The organism is Streptomyces sp. NPDC090077 (assembly GCF_044747545.1).
Taxonomy (GTDB): domain Bacteria; phylum Actinomycetota; class Actinomycetes; order Streptomycetales; family Streptomycetaceae; genus Streptomyces.
Window position 1 is genome coordinate 169,178 of sequence record NZ_JBIVEG010000010.1, and the last position, 26,481, is coordinate 195,658.

Here is a 26,481-nt window from a genome sequence, read left to right on the forward strand (position 1 = left end):
GCCGTCAGGGCGCCCCCGGGATCAGAGCTCGCCGAAGAGCAGGTTCCCGGGGGCGTCCTCGTCGTCACCGGTGTAGTACTCGCGCACGGCGTCGAGGAGCTCGTCCACCGACAGGTAGCCGTCGTGGTTCTTGTCGATCTTCGAGAAGAGGGTGTCCGCGTCGGAGGGCTCCAGCCGGGTGTCGAAGGCCAGCTGCGCCTGGTGGAACTCCTCGGGGCTGATGTGCCCGTCGCCGTTGGTGTCGACGACGGTGAGGATCGCCTTCATCATCGGCCGGAAGGACTTCTCGTAGGCCGGGCCGCCGTCCTTGTACAGGCGGGTCATGCCGTCCCGGTACTGCGCGGGGGTCAGCTTCTGGTCCTGGCCGACGCCGAGTTCGTTGAAGAGGTCCACCCAGAAGTCGGTGAGCCCGCGGAACACCTCGGTGGCCTTGGGGGAGTCGGCGGGCTCCGCCAGCGCCGTCAGCAGCCGCGACCCGAGCGCGATCATGTCCTTCTCGTCGATCACGCCGTTGTCGTCGGCGTCGAGGTGGGCGAAGGCGCGCTCCAGCTTGCGGTCGAGCAGATCGGTCGTCATGTCGGCTGCCTTTCACGGCTACGGTGTGCATTCGGTCGATCGCCCAGGGTAGTGCAACCTTCCGGGGCGACCGTGCGTCGTACGTGAGTGCGTGTGACGTACGACCGAGCGGGGGGTCAGAGGATGAGGCAGGGCCGCAAGGGGCGCGGGCGGGTCGTGTCGCTGGGGGTGTTCGGGGGCGCGCTGTGGCTCGCGGTGGGAGGCGTGTTCGCGGCGCCCCCCGCGTCGGCGGCGGTCGGCGGCTGCGGGGGCGAGCTGGTCAGGACGATGCCGCTGCCCGGCGCCGAGGTGCGGGTGTTCAAGAGCCGGACCCAGGTCTGCGCGATGACCGTCGCCCTGCGGCCGGGGGAGCGTCGCCACCTGGCCGTGAGCGTTCAGCCGCGCGGTGGGGTCCCGGTGGGCGATGCGGGGCAATTCACCCGGTACGCGGGCCCCGTCACCGTGGGTGCGGTCAACCGATGTGTCTATGTAAGGGGCGCGGCGGCGGCCGGATCCGTCGAATCTGGCTGGATCCTGTGCTGAGCCCGCGTCCCAACTGGGACTGTTCACGGGCATGTTGGCCCCGCTAGGTTCACGGGCGACCACAGTGAACTGAAGGGGAGGGTGAATGCGCAAGACGCTTGGCCGGGTGCTGCCCGTCGCGGTGCTGATCGGCACCATGGGCACGGCCGGACTCACGGCTCAGACGGCCACCGCCGCAGAGCCGGCCGCCGCCGCGCAGGCCACCGCCGGACAGGGCTCCACGGCGGACATCAAGGACCAGATCCTCGCGATCCCGGGCATGAGCCTGATCGAGGAGAAGCCGTACCCCGGCTACAGATTCTTCGTGCTGAACTACGAGCAGCCGGTCGACCACCGGCAGCCGTGGAAGGGCACCTTCAAGCAGCGCATCACCCTGCTGCACAAGGACGTCTCCCGCCCCACGGTGTTCTTCACCTCGGGTTACAACGTCAACACCAACCCGCGCCGCGCGGAGCCCACGACCATAATCGACGGCAACCAGCTGTCGATGGAGTATCGATTCTTCAACCCGTCCCGCCCCGACCCGGCGGACTGGTCGAAGCTCGACATCTGGCAGGCCGCCAGCGACCAGCACCGCCTCTTCACCGCCCTGAAGAAGCTCTACCCCAAGAACTGGCTCTCCACGGGCGCCAGCAAGGGCGGCATGACGGCGACGTACTTCGAGCGCTTCTACCCCCGTGACATGGACGGCGTCGTCGCCTACGTGGCGCCCAACGACGTCGTCAACAAGGAGGACTCGGCCTACGACCGGTTCTTCAACAAGGTCGGCACCAAGGAGTGCCGCGACAAGCTGAACAACGTCCAGCGCGAGGCCCTGATCCGCCGCGCGCCGCTGGAGGCCAAGTACCAGGCCGCCGCCGCCGAGAACGGCTGGACCTTCAACACCGTGGGCAGCCTCGACAAGGCCTTCGAGGCCGTCGTCCTCGACTACACCTGGGCCTTCTGGCAGTACAGCCTGCTCGCGGACTGCGCCACCATCCCGGACGCCAAGACCGCCACCGACCAGCAGATCTGGGACACGGTCGACACCATCTCCGGCTTCTCGGCCTACGCCGACCAGGGCCTGGAGACGTACACGCCGTACTACTACCAGGCCGGCACCCAGCTCGGCTCGCCCGACATCAAGCAGCCGCACCTGAAGGGCCTGAGCCGCTACGGCTACCAGCCGCCGCGCAACTTCGTGCCCCGCGACATCCCCATGACCTTCCAGCCGGCGGCCATGGCGGACGTGGACACCTGGGTCCGCAACAACGCCCACCAGATGCTGTTCGTGTACGGGCAGAACGACCCGTGGGGCGCCGAGCCCTTCCACCTCGGGTACGGGACGCGCGACAGCTACGTGATGACCGCCCCGGGCGCCAACCACGGGGCCAACGTGGCCAAGCTCCAGGACGGCGAGAAGGCCCTCGCGACCGCGCGGATCCTCCAGTGGGCCGGAGTCGCCCCCGCCGCCGACGTGTTCCGCGCCGACGGGGCCGCCCCGCAGGCCGCGGCGCCGCTCGCCGCACCGGACCCGGTCCTCGACCAGACCGACCTGCGCCGCGACTCGCTGCGCCGGTAACGGTCCCCGACGGGCTGTCGTACCCGGGGCCTCCGCCCTCAGTACGACAGCCCGTGGCCCAGCGGGTAGCGGCCCGGGACGGGCACCGGGAGCCGGCCCGACGGCCGGCTCGCGCCCGTCAGCACCCGGGCCGCCGCCCGCATCTCCACGTCCGTCCAGGTGTACGTGGCCAGCTCGGCCGCGCACTCCGGCAGCCGCGCCGGGTCGTACGGGTTGCGGACCGCCACCAGCACCACCGGGACGCCCGTCGCGACCAGCTCCGCCACCAGCGTCCGCTGCGGACTCTCCCCCTCCGGGACGTTGTACGTGCACACCAGCACCGCCGCGTGCCCCGGGGCGGCCGCCACCGCCCGCTCGGGCGGCAGCGCCTGCGCCCGGCACCCCAGGGCGGTCAGCTCCCGCGCCAGGACCGCCGTGGAGGGGCCCGTGGTGCCCGTGGGGGAGGCCGGGTCGGTCCCGGTGACCAGCAGCCGGGGCCCGGCCGCCGCGTCCAGCGGCAGCAGCCCGCGCGGATTGGCCAGCAGGGTCGTGGTCCCCGCCGCGACCGCGTCGGCGGCCGCCAGGTGCCCGCCCGTGCCCACCGCCGCGTCCACCTCCGCGTCGGAGGTGTACGGGTCCCCGAACAGGCCCCGGCGGGCCTTCAGCTCCAGGACCCGCAGCACCGACTCCTCGACGCGGCTGCGCGCCAGCTCGCCCGACTCCACCGCCGCCAGCACGCTGCGCTGCGCGAGCCCCAGGTCCGGCGCGTTCAGCAGCAGGTCGCAGCCCGCCTTCAGGGCCAGCACCGGCACCCGGTCGTCCCCGTACTTCTGCCGGACCCCGGCCATGTCGAGGGCGTCGGTGACCACCACGCCCCCGAAGCCGAGGTACTCGCGCAGCAGGCCCGTCACGATGGGCCGCGAGAGGGTGGCCGGGTCCCCCGAGGGGTCGAGCGCGGGGAAGACGATGTGCGCCGTCATGACCACGTCCACGCCCGCCCGCACCGCCGCCCGGAACGGCGGCGCGTCCAGCTCCTCCCACTGGGCGCGGGTGTGCCGCATGACCGGCAGCCCGACGTGGCTGTCGGTCTCGGTGTCCCCGTGGCCCGGGAAGTGCTTCGCCGCGGCCGCCACCCCCGCCCCCTGGTAGCCGCGCACCTGGGCCGCGGCCAGGGCCGCGACGGCGGCCGGGTCGGAGCCGAAGGAGCGCACGCCGATCACCGGGTTGGCCGGGTTCACGTTCACGTCGGCCACCGGCGCCCAGTCCTGCCGGATGCCCAGCGCCGCCAGCTCCGTCCCCGCGACCCGGGCCGCCCGGCGGGCCCCCTCGGCGGAGCCCGCCGCGCCCAGCGCCATCGCCCCGGGCAGCAGGGTCGCGGGCCGGCCGATCCGGGCGACGGCCCCGTGCTCCTGGTCCACCGACAGCAGCAGCGGGATCCCCGCCCCCGAGTCCGCGGCGGCCCGCTGGAGCCCGTTGGACAGGGCCGCGATCTGGTGCGGGGCACGGGTGTTGTGCGCCCACGCGAAGTAGACCACCCCGCCCAGGTGGTAGCGGGCCACCAGCTCGGCGGCGGTGCGCACCCCGAAGTGCTTCAGGTTCAGCTCGGCGTCCGCCGGATCGGGGTCCGTCGCCGAATGCCCGTAGGCCCGGGACACGAACAGCTGCCCCACCAGCTCGGGCAGCCCGAGCCCGGAGACCAGCGCCCGCAGCCGCTCCCGCTCCGGGCCGCGCCCCGGCGGCCCGCCGGGGGCGCGGGAGTCGTCCGGGGTCCGGGGGGCGGCGGTGGAGGCCGTGGAGGCGGCCCCGGCGGCTCCGGCGGCCGTGACGGCGGCCATGGCTGCGGCGGCGAGCAGGGCCCGGCGGGAGGCGTGGTTCGGCACCCGTGGGACCCTACTGCCGCACCCCGCGCCACGCCTGACGGACACTCGGGAATGGCCCGTTAGGGACGGTCCGGTACCGGGACGCGGCCTACGCCCTCCAGTGCTCCCGCAGGGTCCGTACCATCTCGGTGATGGCGGGCCGGCGGGCCGCTCCCGTCCGCCACAGGGCGTACAGCCTGCGGACCGGGCCCGGCTCCAGCGGTACGGCCACCGCGCCCGGCGGCAGCGCGCCGGTGCCCAGCCGGGGCACGACCGCGACCCCGAGGCCGGCCGCGACCAGCGCGACGATGGTGTGGTTCTCCTCGGCGGTGTGCGCGATGTCGGGCTCGAACCCGGCCGTGCGCATGGTCCGCACCAGCCAGTCGTGGCACACCCGGCCGGGCGGCTGGCACACCCAGCGCTGGCCGCCGAGGTCCGTCCGGCGCACCGCCCGCCGGGTGGTGAAGGGGTGTCCAGCCGGGACCACCAGATCGCAGGGGTCGTCCCCGATGACGGCCTGCTCCACGCCCTCGGGGGCGGGCAGCGGGGCGATGTCCCAGTCGTGGGCCACCGCCAGGTCGGTGACGCCCCGGGCGACCAGGTCCACCGACAGGTGGGGGTCGACCTCCGTCAGGCGTACGTCCAGGGCCGGATGGCGGTCCGCCAGCTCGGCCAGCACCCCCGGCAGCAGTCCGCGCGCCGCCGACGCGAAGGCGGCCACCGTCAGCAGCCCGCTCGGCCGGCCGCGCCGCTCCTCCAGGGTGGTCTCGGCCCGCTCCACGATGGCCAGCAGCTCGTGGGCGGTGTCGGCCAGGTGCCGGGCCTCCTCGGTGAGCGCGACCCCGCGCCCGCGCCGCTCCAGCAGCGTCGTGCGGGTCTCCCGCTCCAGCTTGGCGATCTGCTGCGAGACCGCGGAGGGGGTGTAGCCGAGTGCGGCCGCCGCGCCCGCGACCGAACCGTGGACGGAGACGGCGTGCAGGGCGCGCAGCCGGGACAGGTCGAGCATCCGCCAATCGTAAGCTCTGCTTCATCCATCCCGGTAGGGATCCGCGCTGGTGCTACATGGTCCGGGGGCCGATGCTCGGAGCATGCGTCCCGTACACACCGCACTCGCCGTCCTCGTCGCCGCCGTCTGGGGGTTCAACTTCGTCGTCATCGAGATCGGCCTCGGCCACTTCCCGCCGCTGCTGCTGTCCGCGCTGCGCTTCCTCGTCGCCGCGCTGCCCGCCGTGTTCTTCGTGGGGCGCCCCAAGGTCGCCTGGAAGTGGGTCCTCGGGGTCGGGGCCGCCCTCGGCATCGCCAAGTTCGGGCTGCTGTTCACGGGGATGGCCGCCGGGATGCCGGCCGGGCTGTCCTCGCTCGTGCTCCAGGCCCAGGCCGTCTTCACCGCCGTCCTGGCCGCCGTCGTCCTGCGCGAGCGGCCCGGCCGGGTGCGGGTGCTGGGCATGGCCGTGGCGCTGGCCGGGATCGGGGTGGCCGCCGTGGACCGGGGGCTGTCCGGGCCCGTCACCGGCTTCGTCCTGGTCGTCGCGGCCGCCGCCTGCTGGGGGGTGTCCAACGTGCTCACCCGCAAGGCGGCCCCGCCCGACGCCATGAACTTCCAGGTGTGGGTGTGCGTCGTCCCCGTGGTCCCGCTGTTCGCGCTGTCGCTGCTGCTGGAGGGGCCCGAGCGGGACCTGGCCGCGCTGCGCGCCCTGGACTGGTCCGGGGTGGCCGTCATCGGCTACGTCGCCTGGGTGTCCACGGTGTTCGGCTTCGGCGCCTGGGCCTACCTGCTGCGCCGCTACCCGGCCTCGGCCGTGGCGCCGTTCTCGCTGCTGGTGCCGGTGTTCGGGATGTCCTCGGCCGCCCTGGTGCTCGGCGAGGGGGTCTCCGGGCCGGGCTGGGTGGCGGCGGTGCTGCTCGTCGGCGGGGTGGGCCTGACCTCGCTGGCCCCGGCGCGCGCGAAGGACCGTACGGTCCCCGTCAGCGCGGGGAGTCCTCGCGCAGCGGCAGCCGCCAGTCCTGCCCCGTGAGGGAGGCGCCGTACGAGCGGTGCGGGCGCTCGGCGACGAGGGTGAAGCCGGCCCGCTCGTAGAGGGAGCGGGCCGCGCTCAGCACGTCGTTGGTCCACAGCACCAGCTCGCGGTAGCCCGCCGAACGGGCGAAGGCCACGACGGCGGCGACCAGCAGGGTGCCCACCCCGAGGCCGCGCCCGGCCGGCTCCACGAGCAGCAGCCGGAGCCGGGCCGTGCCGGGGGAGCCGTCCTCGCGCACGCACATCACCGAGCCGACCGGCTCGCCCTCGTGTTCGGCGATCCAGACCCGCTCCAGATGGGGGTCGTGGTCCTCGGCGAAGTCCGCGACGATCCGGGCCACCAGGCCCTCGAACTCCTGGTTCCAGCCGTACTCGGCGGCGTAGAGCGCGCCGTGCCGCTGCACGATCCAGCCCAGCTCGCCGGGTCCGGGGTCCCGCAGCCGCACCGCCGCGCCGGAAGTCTCCATGGCTGTGGAGGATAGCGCGGGGGCGGCCCGCCGGGCCGGGCTACTTCTTCCCGCCGCCCAGGATCTGGCCCAGGAGGTCGCCGAGGCCCCCGGCGGGGGCGGCTCCCGGAGCCGGGGCCCCTGCGGTGGGGGCGCCCTTGCCGGAGGCGCGCTTGGCGAGGACGGCCATCAGCACCGGGATCAGCAGTTCGATGACGCGCATGACGGTCGGGACGGGGATGCCGGTCTTCTTCGAGACGGCGTTGGCCACCGGCTTGCTCACCTTGGCGAGCACCCCGGCCATCATTCCGCCGCCCAGCAGGCCGCCGAGGCCGCCGCCGAGGGTGGACACGCCCTGGAGAGGGGGCTCGGAGACCTCCGCGAAGGCCTGGCGGACCTCGTCGTCGCCGGCGTCGGCCTTCTCCTGGAGGCCGCCGGTCATGGCCCCGACGGTCTCGGTGACCGTCTCGCGGGCGCCGGCGGCATCGGTGCCGAGCAGTCCCGCGATCTCGGTCAGCTTCTCGTCGCCGAGCTCGTTCAGCACGTCGTCCTGGAAGGAGGGTTCGCTCATGCCCGAAACGCTACGTCCGTGCCGATTTCATGGCACCTCGGAGTACTCCTGGTGTGGCTGAATGTAACGGAAAGGTAAAGCTGTGATTCCGCATGCAACCCTCCGGGCGGCACGCGGGTCGTATGGTGCGTCGGGACTTCCGGGTGGGGATCCGGGGGGATCGGGAAGTCCGCGACGAGGGAGGGGTAACCGTGAGGGGGTCCGGCCGCGAGGCCGGACCCCCTTTCGTTTTCCCCCAAGCCCCGCCGGTGCCGCGGCCGTTGTCCACAGGCCCCGGCGCCCTGTCGGCGGCGGGCTGTAGCTTCGTGCCATGGCGAACAACGGGGCGGTGCAGCCGGCTGTGGTCGAGGGAGTGCTGGAGCGCATCACCTACGCCAACGAGGAGAGCGGCTACACGGTCGCCCGGGTCGACACCGGCCGCGGCGCCGGAGACCTGCTGACCGTCGTCGGCTCGCTGCTCGGCGCGCAGCCCGGCGAATCCCTGCGCATGGAGGGCCGCTGGGGCTCGCACCCCCAGTACGGCAGGCAGTTCACCGTCGAGAACTACTCGACGGTCCTGCCCGCCACCATCCAGGGCATCCGCCGCTACCTCGGCTCCGGCCTCATCAAGGGCATCGGCCCGAGGATCGCCGACCGCATCGTCGAGCACTTCGGCCTCGACACCCTGGACGTCATCGAGGGCGAACCCAAGCGGCTGATCGAGGTCCCCGGCCTCGGCCCCAAGCGGACGAAGCTCATCGGCGCGGCCTGGGAGGAGCAGAAGGCCATCAAGGAGGTCATGGTCTTCCTCCAGGGCGTCGGCGTCTCCACCTCCATCGCGGTGCGCATCTACAAGAAGTACGGGGACGCCTCCATCTCGGTGGTGAAGAACCAGCCGTACCGGCTCGCCGCCGACGTCTGGGGCATCGGCTTCCTCACCGCCGACCGCATCGCCCAGGCCGTGGGCATCCCGCACGACAGCCCCGAGCGGGTCAAGGCCGGACTCCAGTACGCCCTGTCCCAGTCCACCGACCAGGGGCACTGCTTCCTCCCCGAGGAGCGCCTCATCGCCGACGGGGTGAAGCTGCTCCAGGTGGACACCGGACTGGTCATCGAGTGCCTGGCCGAACTCGCCGCCGATCCGGAGGGGGTGGTGCGCGAGCCCGTGCCCGACCCCCAGGGCGGCCCGGACCCCCTCACCGCGGTGTACCTGGTCCCCTTCCACCGGGCCGAGCTGTCGCTGGTCGGCCAGGTCCGCCGGCTGCTGAACGCCGAGGAGGACCGGATGCCGGGCTTCCGGGACGTGGACTGGGAGAAGGCCCTCGGCTGGCTCGCCGGCCGCACCGGCGCCAGCCTCGCCCCCGAGCAACGGGACGCGGTCAGGCTGGCCCTCACCCGCCGGGTGGCGGTCCTCACCGGCGGGCCCGGCTGCGGCAAGTCCTTCACGGTGCGCTCCATCGTGGAGCTGGCCCGGGCCAAGAAGGCCAAGGTGGTGCTCGCCGCCCCCACCGGCCGCGCGGCGAAGCGGCTGTCCGAGCTGACCGGGGCCGAGGCCTCGACCGTGCACCGGCTGCTGGAGCTCAAGCCCGGCGGGGACGCGGCGTACGACCGGGACCGGCCGCTGGACGCCGACCTGGTCGTGGTCGACGAGGCCTCCATGCTGGACCTGCTGCTCGCCAACAAGCTGGTCAAGGCGGTGGCTCCGGGAGCGCACCTGCTGCTGGTCGGAGACGTGGACCAGCTGCCCTCGGTCGGCGCGGGCGAGGTGCTGCGGGACCTGCTGGCCGAGGACGGGCCGGTGCCCGCCGTGCGGCTGACCCGGATCTTCCGCCAGGCCCAGCAGTCGGGGGTGGTCACCAACGCGCACCGCATCAACACGGGGGTGCCGCCCGTCACGGACGGCCTGCCGGACTTCTTCCTCTTCCCGGAGGAGGACACGGAGGCGGCCGGGGCCCTCGCCGTGGACGTGGCCGCCCGCCGGATCCCGGCCCGGTTCGGGCTCGACCCGCGCCGGGACGTGCAGGTCCTCGCGCCCATGCACCGGGGCCCGGCCGGCGCGGGGCACCTCAACGGCCTGCTCCAGCAGGCGATCACCCCGGCCCGGCCGGACCTGCCCGAGAAGCGGTTCGGCGGCCGGGTCTTCCGGGTGGGCGACAAGGTCACCCAGATCCGCAACAACTACGAGAAGGGCGCCAACGGCGTCTTCAACGGCACCGTCGGGGTGGTCACGGCTCTGGACGTGGACGAGCAGCGCTTGACGATCCGTACCGAGGAGGACGAGGAGGTGGCGTACGAGTTCGCCGAACTCGACGAGCTGGCCCATGCGTACGCCGTCACCATCCACCGTTCCCAGGGGAGTGAATATCCGGCGGTCGTGATCCCCGTCACCACCGGGGCTTGGATGATGCTCCAGCGGAATCTGCTCTACACGGCCGTGACCAGGGCGAAGAAGCTGGTCGTGCTGGTCGGGTCCCGCAAGGCCCTCGGACAGGCGGTGCGTACCGTTTCCGCAGGCAGGAGGTACACCGCGGTCGCCGCGCGACTCGCCGGCCGGGTCTCGGTGGGAAACATCACCTAGATGATCGATCATTTGGGGTTCCTACCACCGGCGCGGAGGGGGCAGGATGAGCAGGTTGACGGCACTCAGTGCCGTCAAAAAGACCAAAGGCCGACCCCGAGTGCACTCTCCTGCGCCAAATGGGGGAAGGTAGAGGCAGTCAGGGCACCTCGAAGAAGAGGCACTACGTCGGTGAGGGATGACGTGAGCGACAACTCTGTAGTACTCCGGTACGCGGACGGTGAATACACCTACCCGGTGGTCGAAAGCACCGTCGGTGACCAGGGCTTCGACATCTCGAAGCTCCGGGCCCAGACCGGGCTCGTCACGCTGGACAGTGGCTACGGCAACACCGCCGCCTACAAGTCGGCGATCACCTACCTCGACGGTGAGCAGGGCATCCTGCGCTACCGCGGCTACCCGATCGAGCAGCTGGCGGAGCGCTCGACCTTCATCGAGGTCGCCTACCTGCTGATCAACGGTGAGCTGCCGACCGTCGACCAGCTCGCGTCGTTCCGCAACGAGATCACCCAGCACACGCTGCTGCACGAGGACGTGAAGCGGTTCTACGACGGCTTCCCGCGCGACGCCCACCCGATGGCCATGCTGTCGTCCGTGGTCAGCGCGCTGTCGACGTTCTACCAGGACAGCCACAACCCGTTCGACGAGAAGCAGCGCCACCTCTCGACGATCCGTCTGCTGGCCAAGCTCCCGACGATCGCCGCGTACGCGTACAAGAAGTCGGTCGGCCACCCGGTGGTCTACCCGCGCAACGACCTCGGCTACGTCGAGAACTTCCTGCGCATGACCTTCTCCGTGCCGGCCCAGGAGTACGACCTGGACCCGGTCGTGGTCTCCGCGCTCGACAAGCTGCTGATCCTGCACGCGGACCACGAGCAGAACTGCTCGACCTCCACCGTGCGCCTGGTCGGCTCCTCGCAGGCGAACATGTTCGCCTCGATCTCCGCCGGCATCTCGGCCCTGTGGGGCCCGCTGCACGGTGGCGCCAACCAGTCCGTCCTCGAGATGCTGGAAGGCATCAAGAACGACGGCGGCGACGTCGACGCCTTCATCCGCAAGGTGAAGAACAAGGAGGACGGCGTCCGCCTGATGGGCTTCGGGCACCGCGTCTACAAGAGCTTCGACCCCCGGGCGAAGATCATCAAGGCGGCGGCGCACGACGTCCTCTCGGCGCTCGGCAAGAGCGACGAGCTGCTGGACATCGCGCTCAAGCTGGAAGAGCACGCGCTGGCCGACGAGTACTTCGTCGCCCGCAACCTCTACCCGAACGTGGACTTCTACACCGGTCTGATCTACCGGGCCATGGGCTTCCCGACCGAGATGTTCACCGTGCTCTTCGCGCTCGGCCGCCTTCCCGGCTGGATCGCCCAGTGGCACGAGATGATCAAGGAGCCCGGCTCCCGCATCGGCCGCCCGCGCCAGATCTACACCGGCGAGGTCCTGCGCGACTTCGTCCCGGTCGAGGCCCGCTAAGGCCCTTCCGGCGCACGCGTCGCCGCTCCGTTCATGCGGAAAGCGCCCCGCCGTCGATCCCCCCACGGGTCGACGGTCGGGGCGCTTCCCTTTCCCCGGCAGCGGATTCCCCCCACGGGACCCGCGCCGGGGCGTCGGTGTGTGCCGGGACCCGTTTCGGGTCGGGAGGGCCGCTCAAAGCTTCCCGAGGGCACGCGTCCCGGCCGGCGGATGCCCGGACGTCCCCCAAGGACCTCCACGAAACGTCCCCCAAGACGTTTTCGGCATCGCCCCATTAGACCTGCGACGACCCCGGATGGTTACGTTGTCATCACTGTGATCTGCGTCTCCAGTGAAGGATCTGTGGAGGGAACGAGGAGGAGATCCTCTAGCGGAACGAGCGCAGCCGCAGGCTGTTGGTCACCACGAAGACCGACGAGAAGGCCATGGCGGCCCCCGCGATCATCGGGTTGAGCAGCCCCGCGGCGGCCAGCGGGATCGCCGCCACGTTGTAGCCGAAGGCCCAGAACAGGTTGCCCTTGATCGTGGCCAGGGTCCGCCGGGAGAGCCGGATGGCGTCGGCCGCCACCCGCAGGTCCCCGCGTACGAGGGTCAGGTCGCCGGCCTCGATGGCCGCGTCGGTGCCCGTGCCCATGGCCAGGCCCAGGTCCGCCCGGGCGAGCGCGGCCGCGTCGTTGACCCCGTCGCCCACCATCGCGACCGTGCGGCCCTCGGCCTGGAGCCGCTTGACCACGTCCACCTTGTCCTGCGGGAGCACCTCCGCGATCACCTCGTCGATGCCCACCTCCCGGGCCACCGTCTCGGCGACGGCCCGGTTGTCGCCGGTCAGCAGCACCGGTGTGAGGCCGAGGTCCCGCAGCCGGGCCACGGCCTTGGCGCTGGTCCCCTTGACGGCGTCGGCCACGGTCAGGACCCCGCGGGCGGTGCCGTCCCAGGCGACCAGCACCGCGGTGGCGCCCGCGGCCTCGGCGGCGGCCTTCGCGGCGGCGAGCGGGCCGGGCAGGGCGACGCCCCGGTCCGCGAGCAGCCGCTCGCGGCCCACCAGTACCTCGTGCCCCTCGACCGTGCCGCTGACGCCGAGCCCGGCCAGGTTCCGGAAGGAGCCGGGGACGGGCGGTTCACCGGCCCGCTCGGCGGCTCCGGTGGCGATGGCCCGCGCGACCGGGTGCTCGGAGGCGTGCTCCAGCGCGCCCGCGAGCCGCAGCAGTTCCTTCTCGTCCACGCCCTCGGCCGGGTGCACCCCGGAGAGGGTCATCCGGCCGGTGGTGACCGTTCCGGTCTTGTCGAGCACGACGGTGTCCACGCGCCGGGTGGACTCCAGCACCTCGGGCCCCTTGATCAGGATGCCCAGCTGGGCGCCCCGGCCGGTGCCGACCATGAGGGCGGTCGGCGTGGCCAGGCCCAGCGCGCAGGGGCAGGCGATGATCAGGACCGCCACGGCGGCGGTGAAGGCGGCGGTGGGGTCGTCGGTGATCAGCAGCCAGGTGACCCAGGTGCCGAGCGCGAGGAGCAGCACCACGGGCACGAACACCGCGGAGATCCGGTCGGCGAGCCGCTGCACCTCGGCCTTGCCGCTCTGGGCCTCCTCGACCATCCGGGCCATCCGGGCGAGCTGGGTGTCGGCCCCGATCCGGGTGGCCTCCACGACGATCCGGCCGGAGGCGTTCACGGTGGCGCCGGTGACGGCGTCCCCGGCGGTGACGTCCACCGGGACGGATTCGCCGGTCAGCATGGAGGCGTCCACGGCGGAGGAGCCCTCGGTGACGGTGCCGTCGGTGGCGATCTTCTCCCCGGGCCGGACCACGAAGCGGTCGCCGACCGCGAGCGCGCCGACGGGGATCCGGACCTCGCGGCCGTCGCGCAGCACGGCCACGTCCTTGGCGCCCAGTTCCATCAGCGCCCGCAGGGCGGCGCCGGCCTTCCGCTTGGAGCGGGCCTCCAGGTAGCGGCCGAGCAGGATGAAGGTCACCACGCCCGCGGCGACCTCCAGGTAGAGGGCGGAGGAGCCGTGCGCGCCCCCGGCGGTGAGGTCGAAGCCGTGCCGCATCCCGGGCGCTCCGGCGTCGCCGAGGAACAGCGCCCACACGGACCAGGTGTAGGCGGCCAGCGTGCCGACCGAGACCAGGGTGTCCATGGTGGCGGCGCCGTGCCGGAGGTTGGTCCAGGCGGCCCGGTGGAAGGGCAGGGCGCCCCACACGACCACGGGGGAGGCGAGGGTGAGGCAGAGCCACTGCCAGTTGTCGAACTGGAGGGCGGGGACCATCGAGAGCAGGACCACCGGCAGGGCCAGGGCCGCGGACACCAGCAGCCGCTGCCGGAGCGCGGCGAGCTCGGGGTCGCGTACGGCCGGGTCCTCACCGGGCTCCGCCTCCGGCTCGGGTCCCGGCGGCGGGGGCTCCTCGGCGGTGTAGCCCGTCTTCACCACGGTCGCGATCAGGTCGGCCACCTGCACCGCTCCGCCGTAGGAGACCCGGGCCTTCTCGGTGGCGTAGTTCACCGTGGCGCTGACGCCGTCCATCCGGTTGAGCTTCTTCTCGATGCGGGCCGCGCAGGAGGCGCAGGTCATCCCGCCGATCGTCAGCTCCACCTCGGAGACGGCGGTGTCCGCTATGGGCCCGTCGTGCACTGTGCTGCTGCTCATGTTCCCGCTCCTGGGGGAGGGCCGGGCCGTACGGTCCAGTATGAGCTGGCGGGTGCGGCCCGGCGGGTACTGCGTGGGCGAGGGGTGCGGGGGCTCAGGCCGCTACGCCGGCGAGTTCGTACCCGGCCTCGTCGACGGCGGCGCGCACGTCGGCCTCGGAGAGCGGGACCTGGGACTCGACGGTGACCTCACCGGTGGCGGCGACGGCCTTGACCGAGGTCACGCCGGGGAGGGCGGTGAGCTCGGCGGTCACGGCGCCCTCGCAGTGCCCACAGGTCATCCCGGTGACCTTGTACACGGTTACCGTCACGGCGGTCATGTCGTTCTCCTCTGTCGGGGGACGGCTGTCTCTTCCGACACTCTATACCCCTAGGGGGTATTGAGTGTCCATTGAGCGCGCCTCCGGCCGCTCTCCGACCGTCCTCCGGTGGCCGGGATCGCCGGAGCGTACGTAAATGGCGCTCATGGCCCAGTCTGTGACGCTCATCCTCATCATGGCCGTAGCGGTGCTCGCGCCGCTGCTCGCCTATGTGACGGCGCGCTGGCTTTCCGTCCCCCTGGTGATCTTCGAGATCGTCCTCGGCATCCTCATCGGGCCCGACGTGCTCGGCTGGGCGCACACCGGCGAGGTGATCGACGTGCTCAGCCAGCTGGGCCTGGCCATGCTGATCTTCCTGGCCGGCTACGAGATTCGGTTCGACGAGATCAGGGGCGACACCCTGAGCCGGTCGGTCTGGGCCTGGCTGGCCGCCCTCGCCCTCGGCCTCGGCGCCGGCCTCCTCCTCGCCCACGGCGGCGGCTTCGACAAGGGCGTCTACATCGGCACCGCGCTCACCAGCACCGCCCTCGGCGCGATCCTGCCGATGCTGCGGGACTCCGGGGACCTGGGCGGCCGGTTCGGGACGGTGACCATGGCGATGGGGTCCGTCGGCGAGTTCGGGCCGATCATCGCGATGGCCCTGCTGCTCAGCGGGCGGGCACCGGCCCGCTCGGCGGCGGTGCTGATCGCCTTCGCCGTCCTGTCGGCGGCGGCGGTGTTCTGGGCCATGCGGCCCAAGCCGCCCTGGTTCGCCGAGGTCATCGCCAAGACCCTGCACAGCAGCGCCCAGTTCGCGGTACGGCTGGTGGCGCTGATGCTGGTGGCGATGCTCGGGCTGGCCCAGGCGATGGGGCTCGACGTCCTCCTCGGCGCCTTCGCCGCCGGGGTGATCACCCGGCTGGTGCTGCACGGGGCGGCGCCCGACAGCAGCGAGGCCGTGCTGTCGAAGGTGGAGGCCATCGGCTTCGGCTTCCTGGTGCCGCTGTTCTTCGTCGTCACCGGGATCCAGTTCGATCTGGAGGCCCTCCTCGCGGGGGGCCGCGAACTGCTCCTGCTGCCCCTGTTCCTGCTGCTGTTCCTGCTGGTGCGCGGGCTGCCGATCTGGCTGCTGGCCCCGCGCGACCTGGGCCGGCGCGACCGCGGTGCCCTGGTGCTGTTCGGGGCGACCGCGCTGCCGCTGGTGGTGGCCATCACCACCCTCGGGGTGGAGGACGGCCAGCTCGATGCCGGGGAGGCGGCCGCCCTGGTCGGGGCCGGCATGGTCTCGGTGCTGATCTTCCCGCTGCTCGCCCTGCGGCTGCGGGGCCGCACCGCGGGCGGCGGCGAGCGGCGGGCCGGGGCGGAGTCCTGGTGAGCGGGGCGGGGCCCGGGCGCCGCCCCGCCCCCGCACCGCCGGATCACTCCTCGCGGCGGCCGCGGTTGCCGGGGCGCCGCGACACCCAGGTCCGGATGGTGTCGGCGTACCAGTAGGGCTTGCCGCCCTCCACGTGGTCGGGGGCGGGCAGCAGCCCGTGCTTGCGGTAGGAGCGCACCGTGTCCGGCTGGACCCGGATATGGGCGGCGATCTCCTTGTACGACCACAGCTGTCGGTCGCTCATCCACGACACCTCCTGGTCCACGGCGCGGGGCCGGCCGGGAGGCCGTCGGGGGAGCCGGCGCGTGGACACTGACGATCACTCGGGTTGTGCCCGGAGAACGACGCTCGGTGAGCGCGGGGGAGCCTCTGTGTGCTCCCTGTGACGGAAAACCCGCGTAGTACGGACATGTGTGACACAGCGGCGACTTCTGTGACGGATGCGGCACAGGAGTCGCCCGTGGAGGCCGGGGACGGCAGCGGCACGGGAGCCGCCTGCGACGGCGGCGGCGGGCCGCCTCAGCGTGCGTACAGCTCCGGCCGGGCCTCCAGCCGCACCTGCGTCCGTACGCCGCTGCGCGCGGCCGCCAGCCCGGCCTCCGACACGGCGGCGGCCGCGTACCCGTCCCAGGCGTCGGGGCCGTCCACCCGCCCCCGCGTGGCCGCCGCCACCCAGCGCCGCACCTGGCGGTCGTAGGCGTCGGCGAAGCGCGTGGTGAAGTCCTGGGTGATCTCCCCGCCCCACCGGCCGCCCGACTGGACGACCATCGCCCGGCCGTCGCCGATCCGGGCGCTGCCGGACTCCCCGACCGCCTCGCACTGCACCTGGTAGCCGAACCCGCAGTTGACGAAGATCTCCACGTCGACCACCGCCCCGCCCGAGGTCTCCAGCAGCACCAGCCGGGGATCGCGCAGCCCCTCCGGCGCGGCCGAGGACGGAGTGGGGGACAGCACCGTCACCGCGGTCACCTCCTGGCCCAGCAGCCAGCGGGCCGCGTCCACCTCGTGCACCACCGAGTCGCTGATCAGCATGTCGCTGGTGAAGAAGGCGGGCGAGGCCGCGTTGCGGTGGCGGCAGTGCAGGAAGAGCGGCCGGCCGATGCCGCCCGCGTCCAGCAGCTCCTTGAGCCGCTCGTACTCGGCGTCGAACCGCCGCATGAACCCCACCTGCACCAGCCGCCGGCCGAGCCTGCGCTCCGCCTCCAGCACCCGCAGGGCCCCCTCCGGATCCGGGGTCAGCGGCTTCTCGCAGAGCACCGGCAACTCCCGCCCCAGGGCGTGCAGAATCGCTTCCTCGTGGGCCGGCCCCGGCGAGGCGATCAGTACGGCGTCCACCCCCGGCGCCGCCATCGCCGCCCCCGGGTCGGTGTACGCGCCCACCCCGTCCAGCCCCGACGCGACCTCCTTGACCCGGTCCCCGTCCGGGTCGGCCAGGGCCACCACCCGTGCCCCGCCGACCGCTTCGCCGATCCGGCGGACGTGGTCGGCGCCCATCTTCCCGGTGCCGATGACGGCGATGCCGAGCGTGCTCATGTCTCTCCTCGGAGGTTCGGGGTCGTCAACGGGCGCCGCAGGAACGCAGATAGGCGCGGGTGCGCCGGGCGATGGGCAGCGGACGCTCGGGCGGGCACGGGTACATGTCCTGCTCCACGATCGCGAACAGGTCCACCCCGAGCCGCTGCGCCGCCGCCAGCACGGGCTCCAGCGCGGGCACCCCGGACGGCGGCTCGCACATCACCCCGCGCGCCACGGCCGGGCCGAACGGCGTCCCCTCGGCCCGCACTTCGGCGAGGACCCGCGGGTCCACCTGCTTCAGGTGCAGGTACCCGATCCGCTCGCCGAAGGCCTCGATCGCCTCGACGCTGTCCCCGCCGCAGTACGCGTAGTGACCCGTGTCCAGACACAGGGAGACCAGCGCCGGATCCGTGGCGTCCAGGAACCGGGCCACGTTCTCCGGGGTGTCCACGTGCGTGTCCGCGTGCGGGTGGACCACGATCCGCAGCCCGTACCGCTCCCGGACCTCCCGGCCCAGGCGCTCGGTCTGGGAGGTCAGTTCACGCCATTGGGCGGGGCTCAGGACCGGGTCCTCCAGCATCCCGCCGGTCTTGTCGTCCCGCCAGAACGAGGGGATCACGACGAGGTGCTCCGCCCCCGCGTCCCGGGTCAGCGCGGCGATCCGCGACACGTGCGCCCAGGTCTGCTCCCAGACGCCGGGGCCGTGATGGAGTCCGGTGAAGACGGTGCCGGCGGACACCCGCAGCCCGCGCTTGGCGGTCTCCTCGGCGAGCCGGGCCGGATCGGTGGGCAGGTAGCCGTAAGGGCCGAGCTCGATCCACTCGTACCCGGCGTCGGCGACCTCGTCGAGGAACCGCACCCAGGGCGTCTGGAGGGGATCCTCCGGAAACCAGACACCCCAGGAATCCGGAGCCGAACCGACGCGGATACGGGTCAACGCGGGTGGGGAGGAGGTCATGACGGCCACCTTAGGGTGCGGGATCCGAGGGAAGAGGGAGCACGAGTGGGAGGAGCGACAGCTGTGGACACGCCGGACGGGCAAGCCGTTCACGACCTGATCACGATGGGGCGGATCGGGGTGGATCTCTACCCGCTCAAGACCGGCGTACCGCTCGCCGAGGCCGATACCTTCGGCAAGTTCCTCGGCGGCTCGCCGGCGAACGTCGCCGTCGCGGCCGCCCGGCTGGGGCGGCGCACGGCCGTGATCAGCCGCACCGGGGCGGACCCCTTCGGGGCGTACCTGCGCGCCGAGCTGCGCGGGTTCGGGGTCGACGACCGGTGGGTGGGGGAGGTGGCGGCCTACCCGACGCCCGTCACCTTCTGCGAGGTCTTCCCGCCCGACCACTTCCCGCTCTACTTCTACCGGCTCCCCAAGGCGCCCGACCTGGAGATCGAGCCCGACGAGATCGACCGGGCGGCGGTGCGGGCGGCGCGGGTCTTCTGGATGACCGGCACGGGCCTGAGCGCCGAGCCGAGCCGCGCCGCGACCCTGGCCGCGCTGGAGGCCCGCTCGAAGTCCGGGACCACCGTCTTCGACCTCGACTGGAGGCCGATGCTGTGGGACGGCCCGCCGCAGCCCTGGTACGGGCGGGCGCTCGGGATGGCGACGGTCGCCGTCGGCAACGCCGAGGAGTGCGAGGTCGCGACCGGGTGCCGGGAGCCGTACGCGGCGGCGGAGGCGCTGCTCGCGGCCGGGGTGGAGCTGGCGGTGGTCAAACGGGGGCCCGAGGGGGTGCTGGCCGTCCACCGGGACGGGACGGTGGTGGAGGTGGCGCCGGTGGAGGTCGAGGTGGTCAACGGACTCGGCGCCGGCGACGCCTTCGGGGGCGCCCTGTGCCACGGGCTGCTGGCCGGCTGGGACCTGGAGCGGGTCCTGCGGTACGCCAACGCCGCCGGGGCGATCGTGGCCTCGCGGCTGGCGTGCTCGTCGGCGATGCCGTTCCCGCACGAGGTGGAGGAGGTGCTGGGCCGTGCCGGTGCTGTCTGAGACGGGGATGGAGCTCACCCGGCTGGTGGTGCTGGAACTGGCACCGGGGGAGGTGCACCGGTTCGCCTGCGGCGACGCGGAGTGGATCGTGCTCCCGCTGTCCGGCGCCTGCGAGGTCCGCTGCGCGGCCGCTTCCCCGGCTCCGGGCGGGGCCCCGGGCGCGGGCCCGGCTCCGGACCCGGGCCCGGGCCGGGCCCCGGGTGGGGCCCCCGATACGGAGCCGGTCCCTGCCCCCGGGCCCGGGGCACGGCCTGGATCCTCCCCGCCCCGCCCTTCCTCCGTTCCCCGGGGCTCCGCCCCGGACCCCGCGCCTCAAACGCCGGCGGGGCTGGGGGAGTGGGGCTCGGCCCCGGATCTTGCGTCTCGGGCGTCGGCGGGGCTGGGGGAGCGGGGCTCGGCCCCGGATCCTGCGCCTCGGGCGTCGGCCGAAGGTGGTGTCCCCGAGGGGGGTCGGGGCGTAGCCGTGGTTTCGGGAAGGGGCGGGGTGGGGGAGGGCTCCGCAGGGACGTTCCGACTGCGGGGCCGCGCCAGCGTGTTCGACGGGCCCAGTGACTTCGTGTACCTGCCCCGGGACGCGCACGCCGACGTCGCCTCCGCCGCAGGCGGCCGGTTCGCGCTGGTCGGCGCGCGGTGCGAGCGGCGGCTGGCCCCGCGGTACGGGCCGGCCGACGCCGTGCCCGTCGAGCTGCGCGGCGCCGGGTCCTGCTCGCGGCAGGTGCACAACTTCGCCGCCGCCGACGCCTTCGCCTGCGACCGGCTCATCGCCGTCGAGGTGCTCACCCCGGGCGGGAACTGGTCCTCGTACCCGCCCCACAAGCACGACGAGCACCACCCGGGCGAGGAATCCCGGCTGGAGGAGATCTACTTCTACGAGATCGCCCCGCACGGCACCACCCCCGGCGTCGGCTACCAGCGCGTGACGCCCTCGCCCGCCGGGAAGACCGACGTGCTCGCCGAGGTGCGGTCGGGCGACGTCGTCCTGATCCCCGACGGCTGGCACGGCCCCTCGATCGCGGCGCCCGGGCACGACATGTACTACCTGAACGTGATGGCGGGCCCGGACGCGGAGCGGGAGTGGCTGATCCGGGACCATCCCGACCACGCCTGGATCCGCGCCACCTGGCGCGGCCGGCCCACCGACCCCCGCCTCCCGTTCCCCCGGACCCCCGAGGAGACCCCGTGACCGCGCAGCGCAGCGTCCGGCTCACCACCGCGCAGGCGCTCGTGCGCTTCCTCGCCGCCCAGTACACCGAGCGCGACGGCCGCCGGCACCGGCTGATCGCCGCCACCTGGGGGATCTTCGGGCACGGGAACGTCGCCGGGATCGGGCAGGCCCTGCTGGAGAGCGGACCGCAGGCCATGCCCTTCCTCCAGGGGCGCAACGAGCAGGCCATGGTGCACGCCGCCGTCGGGTACGCCCGCCAGTGCGGGCGGCTCTCCGCGCACGCCGTGACCACCTCCATCGGGCCCGGCGCCACCAACCTCGTCACCGGCGCCGCCCTCGCCACGATCAACCGGATCCCGGTGCTCCTGCTGCCCGGGGACACCTTCGCCACCCGGCCCGCCGACCCGGTGCTCCAGCAGCTGGAGGTGCCCTGGGCCGGCGACGTCTCCGTCAACGACACCCTGCGGCCGGTGTCCCGCTGGTTCGACCGGATCACCCGCCCCGAGGCCCTGGTCCCGGCCGCCCTCCAGGCGGTGCGGGTCCTCACCGACCCCGTGCAGACCGGCGCCGTCACCCTCGCGCTGCCGCAGGACGTGCAGGCCCAGGCCCACGACTGGCCCGAGGAGTTCTTCGCCGAACGGGTGTGGCGGGTGCGCCGCCCCCGGCCCGACGCGGACGAACTGCACACGGCCGCCGAGGCGGTACGGGCGGCCCGCCGCCCCCTGCTGGTCGTCGGCGGCGGCATCCGCCACAGCGGCGCCGAGGACGCCCTGAAGGCCTTCGCCGAGGCCACCGGCATCCCCGTCGCCGCCACCCAGGCAGGCAAGGGCGCGCTGCGCCACGACCACCCCGCCGAGGTCGGCGCCGTCGGCCACACCGGTACCGCCACCGCCGACGACCTGGCCCGCGCCGCCGACCTGGTGATCGCGGCCGGGACCCGGCTGACCGACTTCACCACCGCCTCCTCGACCCTCTTCCAGGACCCCGGCGTCCGCTTCCTCGGCCTCAACCTCGACCCGTACGACGCCCACAAGCAGGCCGCGCTGCCCCTGGTCTGCGACGCCCGCGAGGGCCTGGACGCGCTGCGCGCGGAGCTCGCGGGCCACCGCGTGGACCCGGCGTACGAGCGGACGTACCGCAAGGCCAAGCTCTACTGGGAGGCCCTGGTGGACCAGGCCTTCCACGCCCCCGACACGGACGCCGTCCCCACCCAGGCCCAGGTGCTCGGCGCCCTCGACGCCGTCGTCGACGACACCGACGTGATCGTCAACGCGGCCGGCTCGCTCCCCGGCGACCTGCACCGGCTCTGGCGGGCCCGCTCCCCGTACCAGTACCACGTGGAGTACGGCTACTCCTGCATGGGCTACGAGATCCCCGGCGCCCTCGGGGCCGCCCTCGCCGCCCCGGACCGGCCGGTGTGGGCGCTCGTCGGCGACGGCTCGTACCTGATGAACCCCACCGAGCTCGTCACCGCCGTCCAGGAGGGGATCCCGGTCAAGGTGGTGATCCTCGACAACCACGGCTACGCCTCCATCGGCGGCCTCTCCGGGGCGGTCGGCGGGGAGGGCTTCGGCACCGCGTACCGCTTCCGGGGGCCGGACGGCGCGTACGACGGGCCACCCCTCCCGGTGGACCTCGCGGCCAACGCGGCCTCCCTCGGCATGGCCGTGATCCGTACCCGCACCATCGGTGACCTGCGAAAAGCCCTGGCCGAGGCCCGTCTGTCGGACCGGCCCACATGTGTCTACGCACAGACCCGAACACCCGACACTGTGTCGGGCCCGCCCCCGGCACAGGCGTGGTGGGATGTTCCTGTGGCCGAGACCGCGACCCGTGCGTCGGCGGCCCAGGCCCGTGAAGAGTACGACCGGCAAGCCGCGCAGCGACGTCGCCATCTGTGAAGGAGCAGCACAATGAAGACCGTCAACCACTGGATCGGTGGCAAGACCGTCGAGGGCGCGTCGGGCAACTACGGCCCGGTCACCGACCCGGCCACCGGCGAGGTCACCACCCAGGTCGCGCTCGCCTCCGCCGACGAGGTCGACGCGGCCGTCAAGGTCGCCCAGGAGGCCTTCCTGTCCTGGGGCCAGTCCTCGCTGGCCGCCCGCACCAAGGTGCTCTTCGCCTACCGCGCCCTGCTGGACGCCAACCGCGACGCCATCGCCGAGCTGATCGTCGCCGAGCACGGCAAGGTGCACTCCGACGCGCTGGGCGAGGTCGCGCGCGGCCTGGAGATCGTCGAGCTGGCCTGCGGGATCACCACCCAGCTCAAGGGCGAGCTGTCGACCTCCGTCTCCAACCGGGTCGACGTCTCCGCGATCCGCCAGCCGCTCGGCGTCGTCGCGGGCATCACCCCGTTCAACTTCCCGGCGATGGTCCCGATGTGGATGTTCCCGCTGGCCGTCGCCTGCGGCAACACCTTCATCCTCAAGCCGAGCGAGAAGGACCCGTCGGCCGCCAACAAGCTGGCCGAGCTGATGACCGAGGCCGGCCTGCCGGCGGGCGTCCTCAACGTCGTCCACGGCGACAAGGTCGCCGTCGACGCCCTCCTCGCCCACCCCGGCATCTCCGCCGTCTCCTTCGTCGGCTCCACCCCGATCGCCCGCCACATCCACACCACCGCCTCCGCCAACGGCAAGCGCGTCCAGGCCCTGGGCGGCGCCAAGAACCACATGCTGGTGCTCCCGGACGCCGACCTGGACGCCGCCGCCGACGCGGCCGTCTCCGCCGCCTACGGCTCGGCGGGCGAGCGCTGCATGGCCATCTCGGCGGTCGTCGCCGTCGGCTCCATCGCCGACGAGCTGGTCGAGAAGATCCGCGAGCGCGCCGAGAAGATCAAGATCGGTCCCGGCAACGACCCGACCTCCGAGATGGGCCCGCTGATCACCGCCGCCCACCGCGACAAGGTCGCCTCCTACGTCAAGGGCGCCGCCGCCCAGGGCGCCGACGTGGTCCTCGACGGCACCGGCTACACGGTCGAGGGCAACGAGAACGGCCACTGGATCGGCCTCTCGCTCCTCGACCACGTCAAGACCGACTCCGACGCCTACCGCGACGAGATCTTCGGCCCGGTCCTGTGCGTCCTGCGCACCGAGACCTACGAGGAGGGCGTGGCCCTCATCAACGCCTCGCCGTTCGGCAACGGCACCGCGATCTTCACCCGCGACGGCGGCGCCGCCCGCCGCTTCCAGCTGGAGATCCAGGCCGGCATGGTCGGCGTCAACGTCCCGATCCCGGTGCCGGTGGGCTACCACTCCTTCGGCGGCTGGAAGGACTCGCTCTTCGGCGACCACCACATCTACGGCAACGACGGCATCCACTTCTACACCCGCGGCAAGGTCGTCACCACCCGCTGGCCCGACCCGGCCGACGCCCCCGCCGGCGTCGACCTGGGCTTCCCCCGCAACCACTGAGCCCCGGCACCCCGCAGGACCAGCAGCCCCCGGCCCACCCTCACCGGCCGGGGGCTGCCCCGTTGCCCGCGCCCTCAGTCCTCGAGCAGCGGCCAGACGTCCTGCGCGGCCGTCCGCGACCAGACGACGTCCCCGTGCCCGTAGCCCGGGACCACGGCGAAGCGGACCCGGTCGTTGCCCGCCGCGCGGATCAGCTCCGCGCCCCGCGGCTCGTCGCCCCGGCCCAGCTCGGTGTTGACCCACACCACCTCGCAGCGGATCCGCTCCCAGGCGATCCCGTACGCCTTCCCGTCACCCGCCCACACCGCCGCGAGGTCCCGCATCAGCGCCGTCGGGACCAGCCCGCTGCCGAGCGCCGACGTGGCCGCGTGCCAGACGGCCAGCGGGGTGTGCGCCAGCGCGAAGCGGTCCTCGGCCGGGGTGTCGCCGAAGGCGTACTCGCCCCCGGCGTGGCCCCGGCGGTGGATCCAGTGCGCCGGGCCGGGCAGGTCGGCGGTGCGGACCAGCGCGAAGTGGGCCAGGCCCGCGTGCGTGAAGCGCCGGGACGGGTCCGGCGGCCAGGGCGCCTCCGACGCGCCCGACGGGTCCGCCACCGCGCGGGCGACCAGCGCCGCCAGACCCGGGTCGGCCGCGTGGACACCCCGCGCGAGCTGCTCCTCGTACACCTCCCGGGTCTGCGCGGCCCGGTCCGCCAGGGCCCCGGCGTACGGCCCGGTCGTGTCCAGGACCAGCACCCGGAGCAGCCGGTCCGAGGGGTCGTGCGAGGCCGCGTCCAGGGCCAGGGCGGCGCCGGCCGAGTGGCCCGCGTACGCGTACGGCAGGCCCAGGACGGAGTCCAGCGCCGCCACCACCCCCGCCAGGTCCCGGCGGTGCGCCGCGAGCCCGAAGTCCGCGGTGACCTCCTCGGGGCGGGCGGCGTCCTCGCGCGGGGTCACCCCGACCACCAGCAGGCCCTGGCGGCGCAGCTGATGGGCCAGGTTGTCGCGGCCCGGAGTGAAGAAGTCCGCAGCGAAGTTCAGGCCACCGCCCGGCAGCAGGTACGCGATCCCGCGCGGGGCCCGCACGGCGTCCGCGACCACGTCCACCGTGACGGGCGCCGGGCCGCCGTCGTCGAGCGGGAGGGTGAGCCGGATCCAGCCGTCCCCGGGCAGGTAGGCGGCGGTCCCCGTGCCCAGTTCCCGCTCGATGCGGGTCAGCAGGCCCACGCCCCTGACCGGCCGGGCGGCGGATCCGGACCCGGTGTGCTCTCGTTCCATCCGTCGTGCCTCCCCGTCACAGGTGATGGCCGAATGCCGTCACCCCCCGGGGGACACCCTTGCCGGTCAGCGGGCCCGCGCCAAGTCCGGTTCGCTCAGCGCTTCTTCCGGAGTCCCGCGGCGGCGCCTGCGCAGCACCAGGAAGGCGGTTCCGGCCCCCGCCAGGACCAGCGCCGCGCCCGCCGCCGGCCACGGGACGGCGACGAAGTCCGCACCGGCGTCCGGCGCGAGGTCCGGGTAGGCGGCCGCGCCGGCCCGGACCTTGACGGACACCCAGTCCAACTGGGGCGCGTCCGGCCACGGTTCGGTCAGCTCGATGCGCTGGCCGGGCAGCAGGACGAGCTTCAGGTCCCGAGCGGGGCGGTTGAACACCCGGCGCCCGAACAGCCCCTCGGCGGACACCGCCACCCTCGGCTCGACGACCACGTTGCCCCGGTTGACCAGGGTGTACGTGACGGTGGCGCGGGCGTCCTTGACCCACGGCAGCAGCGGCGCGCTCCGGTCGACCCGTACGTCCTCCACGCTCAGCCCCGGCGTCAGGGGGCCGGGCACCCGGAAGTACAGCCGGGCGCCCACCTGGCGCTGCACCCCGACCTGCACCCTGCCCTCCTGCTGCACCCCCTCGACCTGCGTGTTCAGCGCGACGATCCCCCCGACGTGGTCGCCCGGCACGGCGTCCCGGGGGACCTTGACGGTGAAGGGGACGTCCTTGCGGCCCCGGGGCGGGACGGTGACGGTGGCCGCCGCGTCGGGCGCCAGCGCGACCCAGGCGCCGACGTCCTTCGGCTTCGTCTGCACGGGCAGCAGCGCGAAGGCGCCGCCCGACGGGGTGTTCACCGCGTCGGTGGCGAAGACCCGGAAGGTCAGCTCCCGGTCGGAGGTGTTCACGATCGTCGCACTGTCGCTGACGGTGGTGCCGGCGGCGCCCTGGTGGAAGAAGTACGCCCGGTCGGTCACCGACGCTCCGGCCGGCGGCGTCGGGAAGACCCCCCACGTGCCGTTGTCCGCGGCGGTCGCGGGGGCGGCGGGGAGCAGCAGCACCAGTGCGCCGCACAGGGCCGGGAGGAGGGAGCGGACAACGGTGCGGATGCGCATGGGCGTCGGTCTCCAGTGTCGCGGCGTCGAACGCGGGAAGCGGAACGCGGGAGGTGGAACGCGGGAGGGTGGAACGCGGGAGGGTGGTGGGGGGGGGGGGGGGGCGCCCCCCCCCCCCCCGGGGGGGGGGGGGGGGGGGGGGGGCGCGCCCCCCGACCCCGGGCTGGTGGGGGGC

The 26,481-nt window shown here is 73.6% G+C and carries 21 protein-coding genes and 1 pseudogene; 10 read left to right on the forward strand and 12 right to left on the reverse strand.

Annotated features, from left to right (window positions below):
• Nucleotides 1–21 precede the first annotated feature (21 nt).
• A complete protein-coding gene (locus ACIPW5_RS19195) occupies nt 22–576 on the reverse strand; it encodes an EF-hand domain-containing protein (protein ID WP_401246069.1) in 555 nt (184 codons plus the stop codon).
• Nucleotides 577–699: 123 nt separating this feature from the next.
• Between ACIPW5_RS19195 and ACIPW5_RS19200 the strand changes: the two genes are divergently transcribed.
• Nucleotides 700–1,098 carry a hypothetical protein gene (locus tag ACIPW5_RS19200; protein WP_401246071.1) on the forward strand — a complete coding sequence of 133 codons (399 nt, stop codon included), beginning with the start codon at nt 700–702 and terminating at the stop codon, nt 1,096–1,098.
• An 85-nt stretch (nt 1,099–1,183) separates the two neighbouring features.
• Nucleotides 1,184–2,659: an aminopeptidase gene (locus ACIPW5_RS19205; RefSeq protein WP_401246073.1), complete on the forward strand. Its 1,476-nt coding sequence runs from the start codon at nt 1,184–1,186 to the stop codon at nt 2,657–2,659.
• A 38-nt stretch (nt 2,660–2,697) separates the two neighbouring features.
• On the opposite strand, the gene ACIPW5_RS19210 is transcribed toward ACIPW5_RS19205, so the two are convergent.
• Both ACIPW5_RS19210 and ACIPW5_RS19215 read right to left on the reverse strand, forming a co-directional pair.
• Nucleotides 2,698–4,518, reverse strand: a complete 1,821-nt coding sequence (locus ACIPW5_RS19210) for a glycoside hydrolase family 3 protein (RefSeq protein ID WP_401246075.1) — start codon at nt 4,516–4,518, stop codon at nt 2,698–2,700.
• Nucleotides 4,519–4,606: 88 nt separating this feature from the next.
• Nucleotides 4,607–5,503, reverse strand: a complete 897-nt coding sequence (locus ACIPW5_RS19215; protein WP_401246077.1) for a LysR family transcriptional regulator — start codon at nt 5,501–5,503, stop codon at nt 4,607–4,609.
• Nucleotides 5,504–5,585: 82 nt separating this feature from the next.
• On the opposite strand from ACIPW5_RS19215, the gene ACIPW5_RS19220 reads away from it, so the two are divergent.
• Nucleotides 5,586–6,512, forward strand: coding sequence for an EamA family transporter (locus tag ACIPW5_RS19220; RefSeq protein ID WP_401246079.1), 927 nt, complete (start codon nt 5,586–5,588; stop codon nt 6,510–6,512).
• Here ACIPW5_RS19220 and ACIPW5_RS19225 read toward each other — a convergent pair.
• Together ACIPW5_RS19225 and ACIPW5_RS19230 are read right to left on the reverse strand one after the other, a co-directional pair.
• Nucleotides 6,463–6,960 (reverse strand): annotated as a pseudogene (locus ACIPW5_RS19225) (GNAT family N-acetyltransferase); the annotation flags it as partial. The gene ACIPW5_RS19220 and the pseudogene ACIPW5_RS19225 overlap by 50 nt on opposite strands.
• Nucleotides 6,961–7,021: 61 nt before the next feature.
• The gene (locus tag ACIPW5_RS19230) at nt 7,022–7,531 is read right to left on the reverse strand and encodes a DUF937 domain-containing protein (protein WP_401246081.1); all 510 of its coding nucleotides are present in this window, start codon (nt 7,529–7,531) and stop codon (nt 7,022–7,024) included.
• 310 nt (nt 7,532–7,841) lie between these two features.
• Here ACIPW5_RS19230 and ACIPW5_RS19235 point away from each other — a divergent pair, with 310 nt between their 5' ends.
• Together ACIPW5_RS19235 and ACIPW5_RS19240 are read left to right on the forward strand one after the other, a co-directional pair.
• Nucleotides 7,842–10,088: an ATP-dependent RecD-like DNA helicase gene (locus ACIPW5_RS19235; protein ID WP_401246082.1), complete on the forward strand. Its 2,247-nt coding sequence runs from the start codon at nt 7,842–7,844 to the stop codon at nt 10,086–10,088.
• Nucleotides 10,089–10,271: 183 nt separating this feature from the next.
• Nucleotides 10,272–11,561 (forward strand): citrate synthase, encoded by a 1,290-nt coding sequence (locus ACIPW5_RS19240; RefSeq protein ID WP_136216460.1) that lies wholly within the window; start codon nt 10,272–10,274, stop codon nt 11,559–11,561.
• Between the two features lie 367 nt (nt 11,562–11,928).
• Here the strand turns inward: ACIPW5_RS19240 and ACIPW5_RS19245 are convergent, their stop codons facing one another.
• Nucleotides 11,929–14,202 (reverse strand): heavy metal translocating P-type ATPase, encoded by a 2,274-nt coding sequence (locus ACIPW5_RS19245; RefSeq protein WP_401246084.1) that lies wholly within the window; start codon nt 14,200–14,202, stop codon nt 11,929–11,931.
• A gap of 94 nt (nt 14,203–14,296) precedes the next feature.
• On the reverse strand, nt 14,297–14,521 hold the full coding sequence (locus tag ACIPW5_RS19250; protein ID WP_401246085.1) for a heavy-metal-associated domain-containing protein: 225 nt from the start codon (nt 14,519–14,521) through the stop codon (nt 14,297–14,299).
• Nucleotides 14,522–14,666: 145 nt separating this feature from the next.
• On the opposite strand from ACIPW5_RS19250, the gene ACIPW5_RS19255 reads away from it, so the two are divergent.
• Nucleotides 14,667–15,875 (forward strand): cation:proton antiporter, encoded by a 1,209-nt coding sequence (locus ACIPW5_RS19255; RefSeq protein ID WP_401246087.1) that lies wholly within the window; start codon nt 14,667–14,669, stop codon nt 15,873–15,875.
• A gap of 43 nt (nt 15,876–15,918) precedes the next feature.
• On the opposite strand, the gene ACIPW5_RS19260 is transcribed toward ACIPW5_RS19255, so the two are convergent.
• From ACIPW5_RS19260 to ACIPW5_RS19270, 3 genes are all read right to left on the reverse strand, one after another.
• Nucleotides 15,919–16,119 carry an AlpA family transcriptional regulator gene (locus tag ACIPW5_RS19260; protein ID WP_042800909.1) on the reverse strand — a complete coding sequence of 67 codons (201 nt, stop codon included), beginning with the start codon at nt 16,117–16,119 and terminating at the stop codon, nt 15,919–15,921.
• Between the two features lie 275 nt (nt 16,120–16,394).
• Complete coding sequence (locus ACIPW5_RS19265) at nt 16,395–17,408, reverse strand: Gfo/Idh/MocA family protein (RefSeq protein ID WP_401246089.1); 1,014 nt, start codon at nt 17,406–17,408, stop codon at nt 16,395–16,397.
• 25 nt (nt 17,409–17,433) lie between these two features.
• Nucleotides 17,434–18,348 (reverse strand): sugar phosphate isomerase/epimerase family protein, encoded by a 915-nt coding sequence (locus ACIPW5_RS19270; protein ID WP_401246091.1) that lies wholly within the window; start codon nt 18,346–18,348, stop codon nt 17,434–17,436.
• A 105-nt stretch (nt 18,349–18,453) separates the two neighbouring features.
• Between ACIPW5_RS19270 and iolC the strand changes: the two genes are divergently transcribed.
• From iolC to ACIPW5_RS19290, 4 genes are all read left to right on the forward strand, one after another.
• Nucleotides 18,454–19,377, forward strand: a complete 924-nt coding sequence (gene iolC, locus ACIPW5_RS19275) for a 5-dehydro-2-deoxygluconokinase (RefSeq protein ID WP_401246207.1) — start codon at nt 18,454–18,456, stop codon at nt 19,375–19,377.
• Between the two features lie 379 nt (nt 19,378–19,756).
• A complete protein-coding gene (gene iolB, locus ACIPW5_RS19280; protein ID WP_401246210.1) occupies nt 19,757–20,560 on the forward strand; it encodes a 5-deoxy-glucuronate isomerase in 804 nt (267 codons plus the stop codon).
• Entirely contained in the window at nt 20,557–22,443 is a 1,887-nt protein-coding gene (gene iolD / locus ACIPW5_RS19285; protein WP_401246093.1) for a 3D-(3,5/4)-trihydroxycyclohexane-1,2-dione acylhydrolase (decyclizing), read from the forward strand. The genes iolB and iolD overlap by 4 nt, the downstream gene beginning before the upstream one ends.
• Nucleotides 22,444–22,455: 12 nt before the next feature.
• The gene (locus tag ACIPW5_RS19290) at nt 22,456–23,955 is read left to right on the forward strand and encodes a CoA-acylating methylmalonate-semialdehyde dehydrogenase (protein ID WP_401246095.1); all 1,500 of its coding nucleotides are present in this window, start codon (nt 22,456–22,458) and stop codon (nt 23,953–23,955) included.
• Nucleotides 23,956–24,029: 74 nt separating this feature from the next.
• Here ACIPW5_RS19290 and ACIPW5_RS19295 read toward each other — a convergent pair whose 3' ends face one another.
• Both ACIPW5_RS19295 and ACIPW5_RS19300 read right to left on the reverse strand, forming a co-directional pair.
• Nucleotides 24,030–25,211 carry a hypothetical protein gene (locus ACIPW5_RS19295; protein WP_401246097.1) on the reverse strand — a complete coding sequence of 394 codons (1,182 nt, stop codon included), beginning with the start codon at nt 25,209–25,211 and terminating at the stop codon, nt 24,030–24,032.
• Nucleotides 25,212–25,277: 66 nt separating this feature from the next.
• A complete protein-coding gene (locus ACIPW5_RS19300; RefSeq protein ID WP_401246099.1) occupies nt 25,278–26,306 on the reverse strand; it encodes a WxL protein peptidoglycan domain-containing protein in 1,029 nt (342 codons plus the stop codon).
• Between the last annotated feature and the right edge of the window lie 175 nt (nt 26,307–26,481).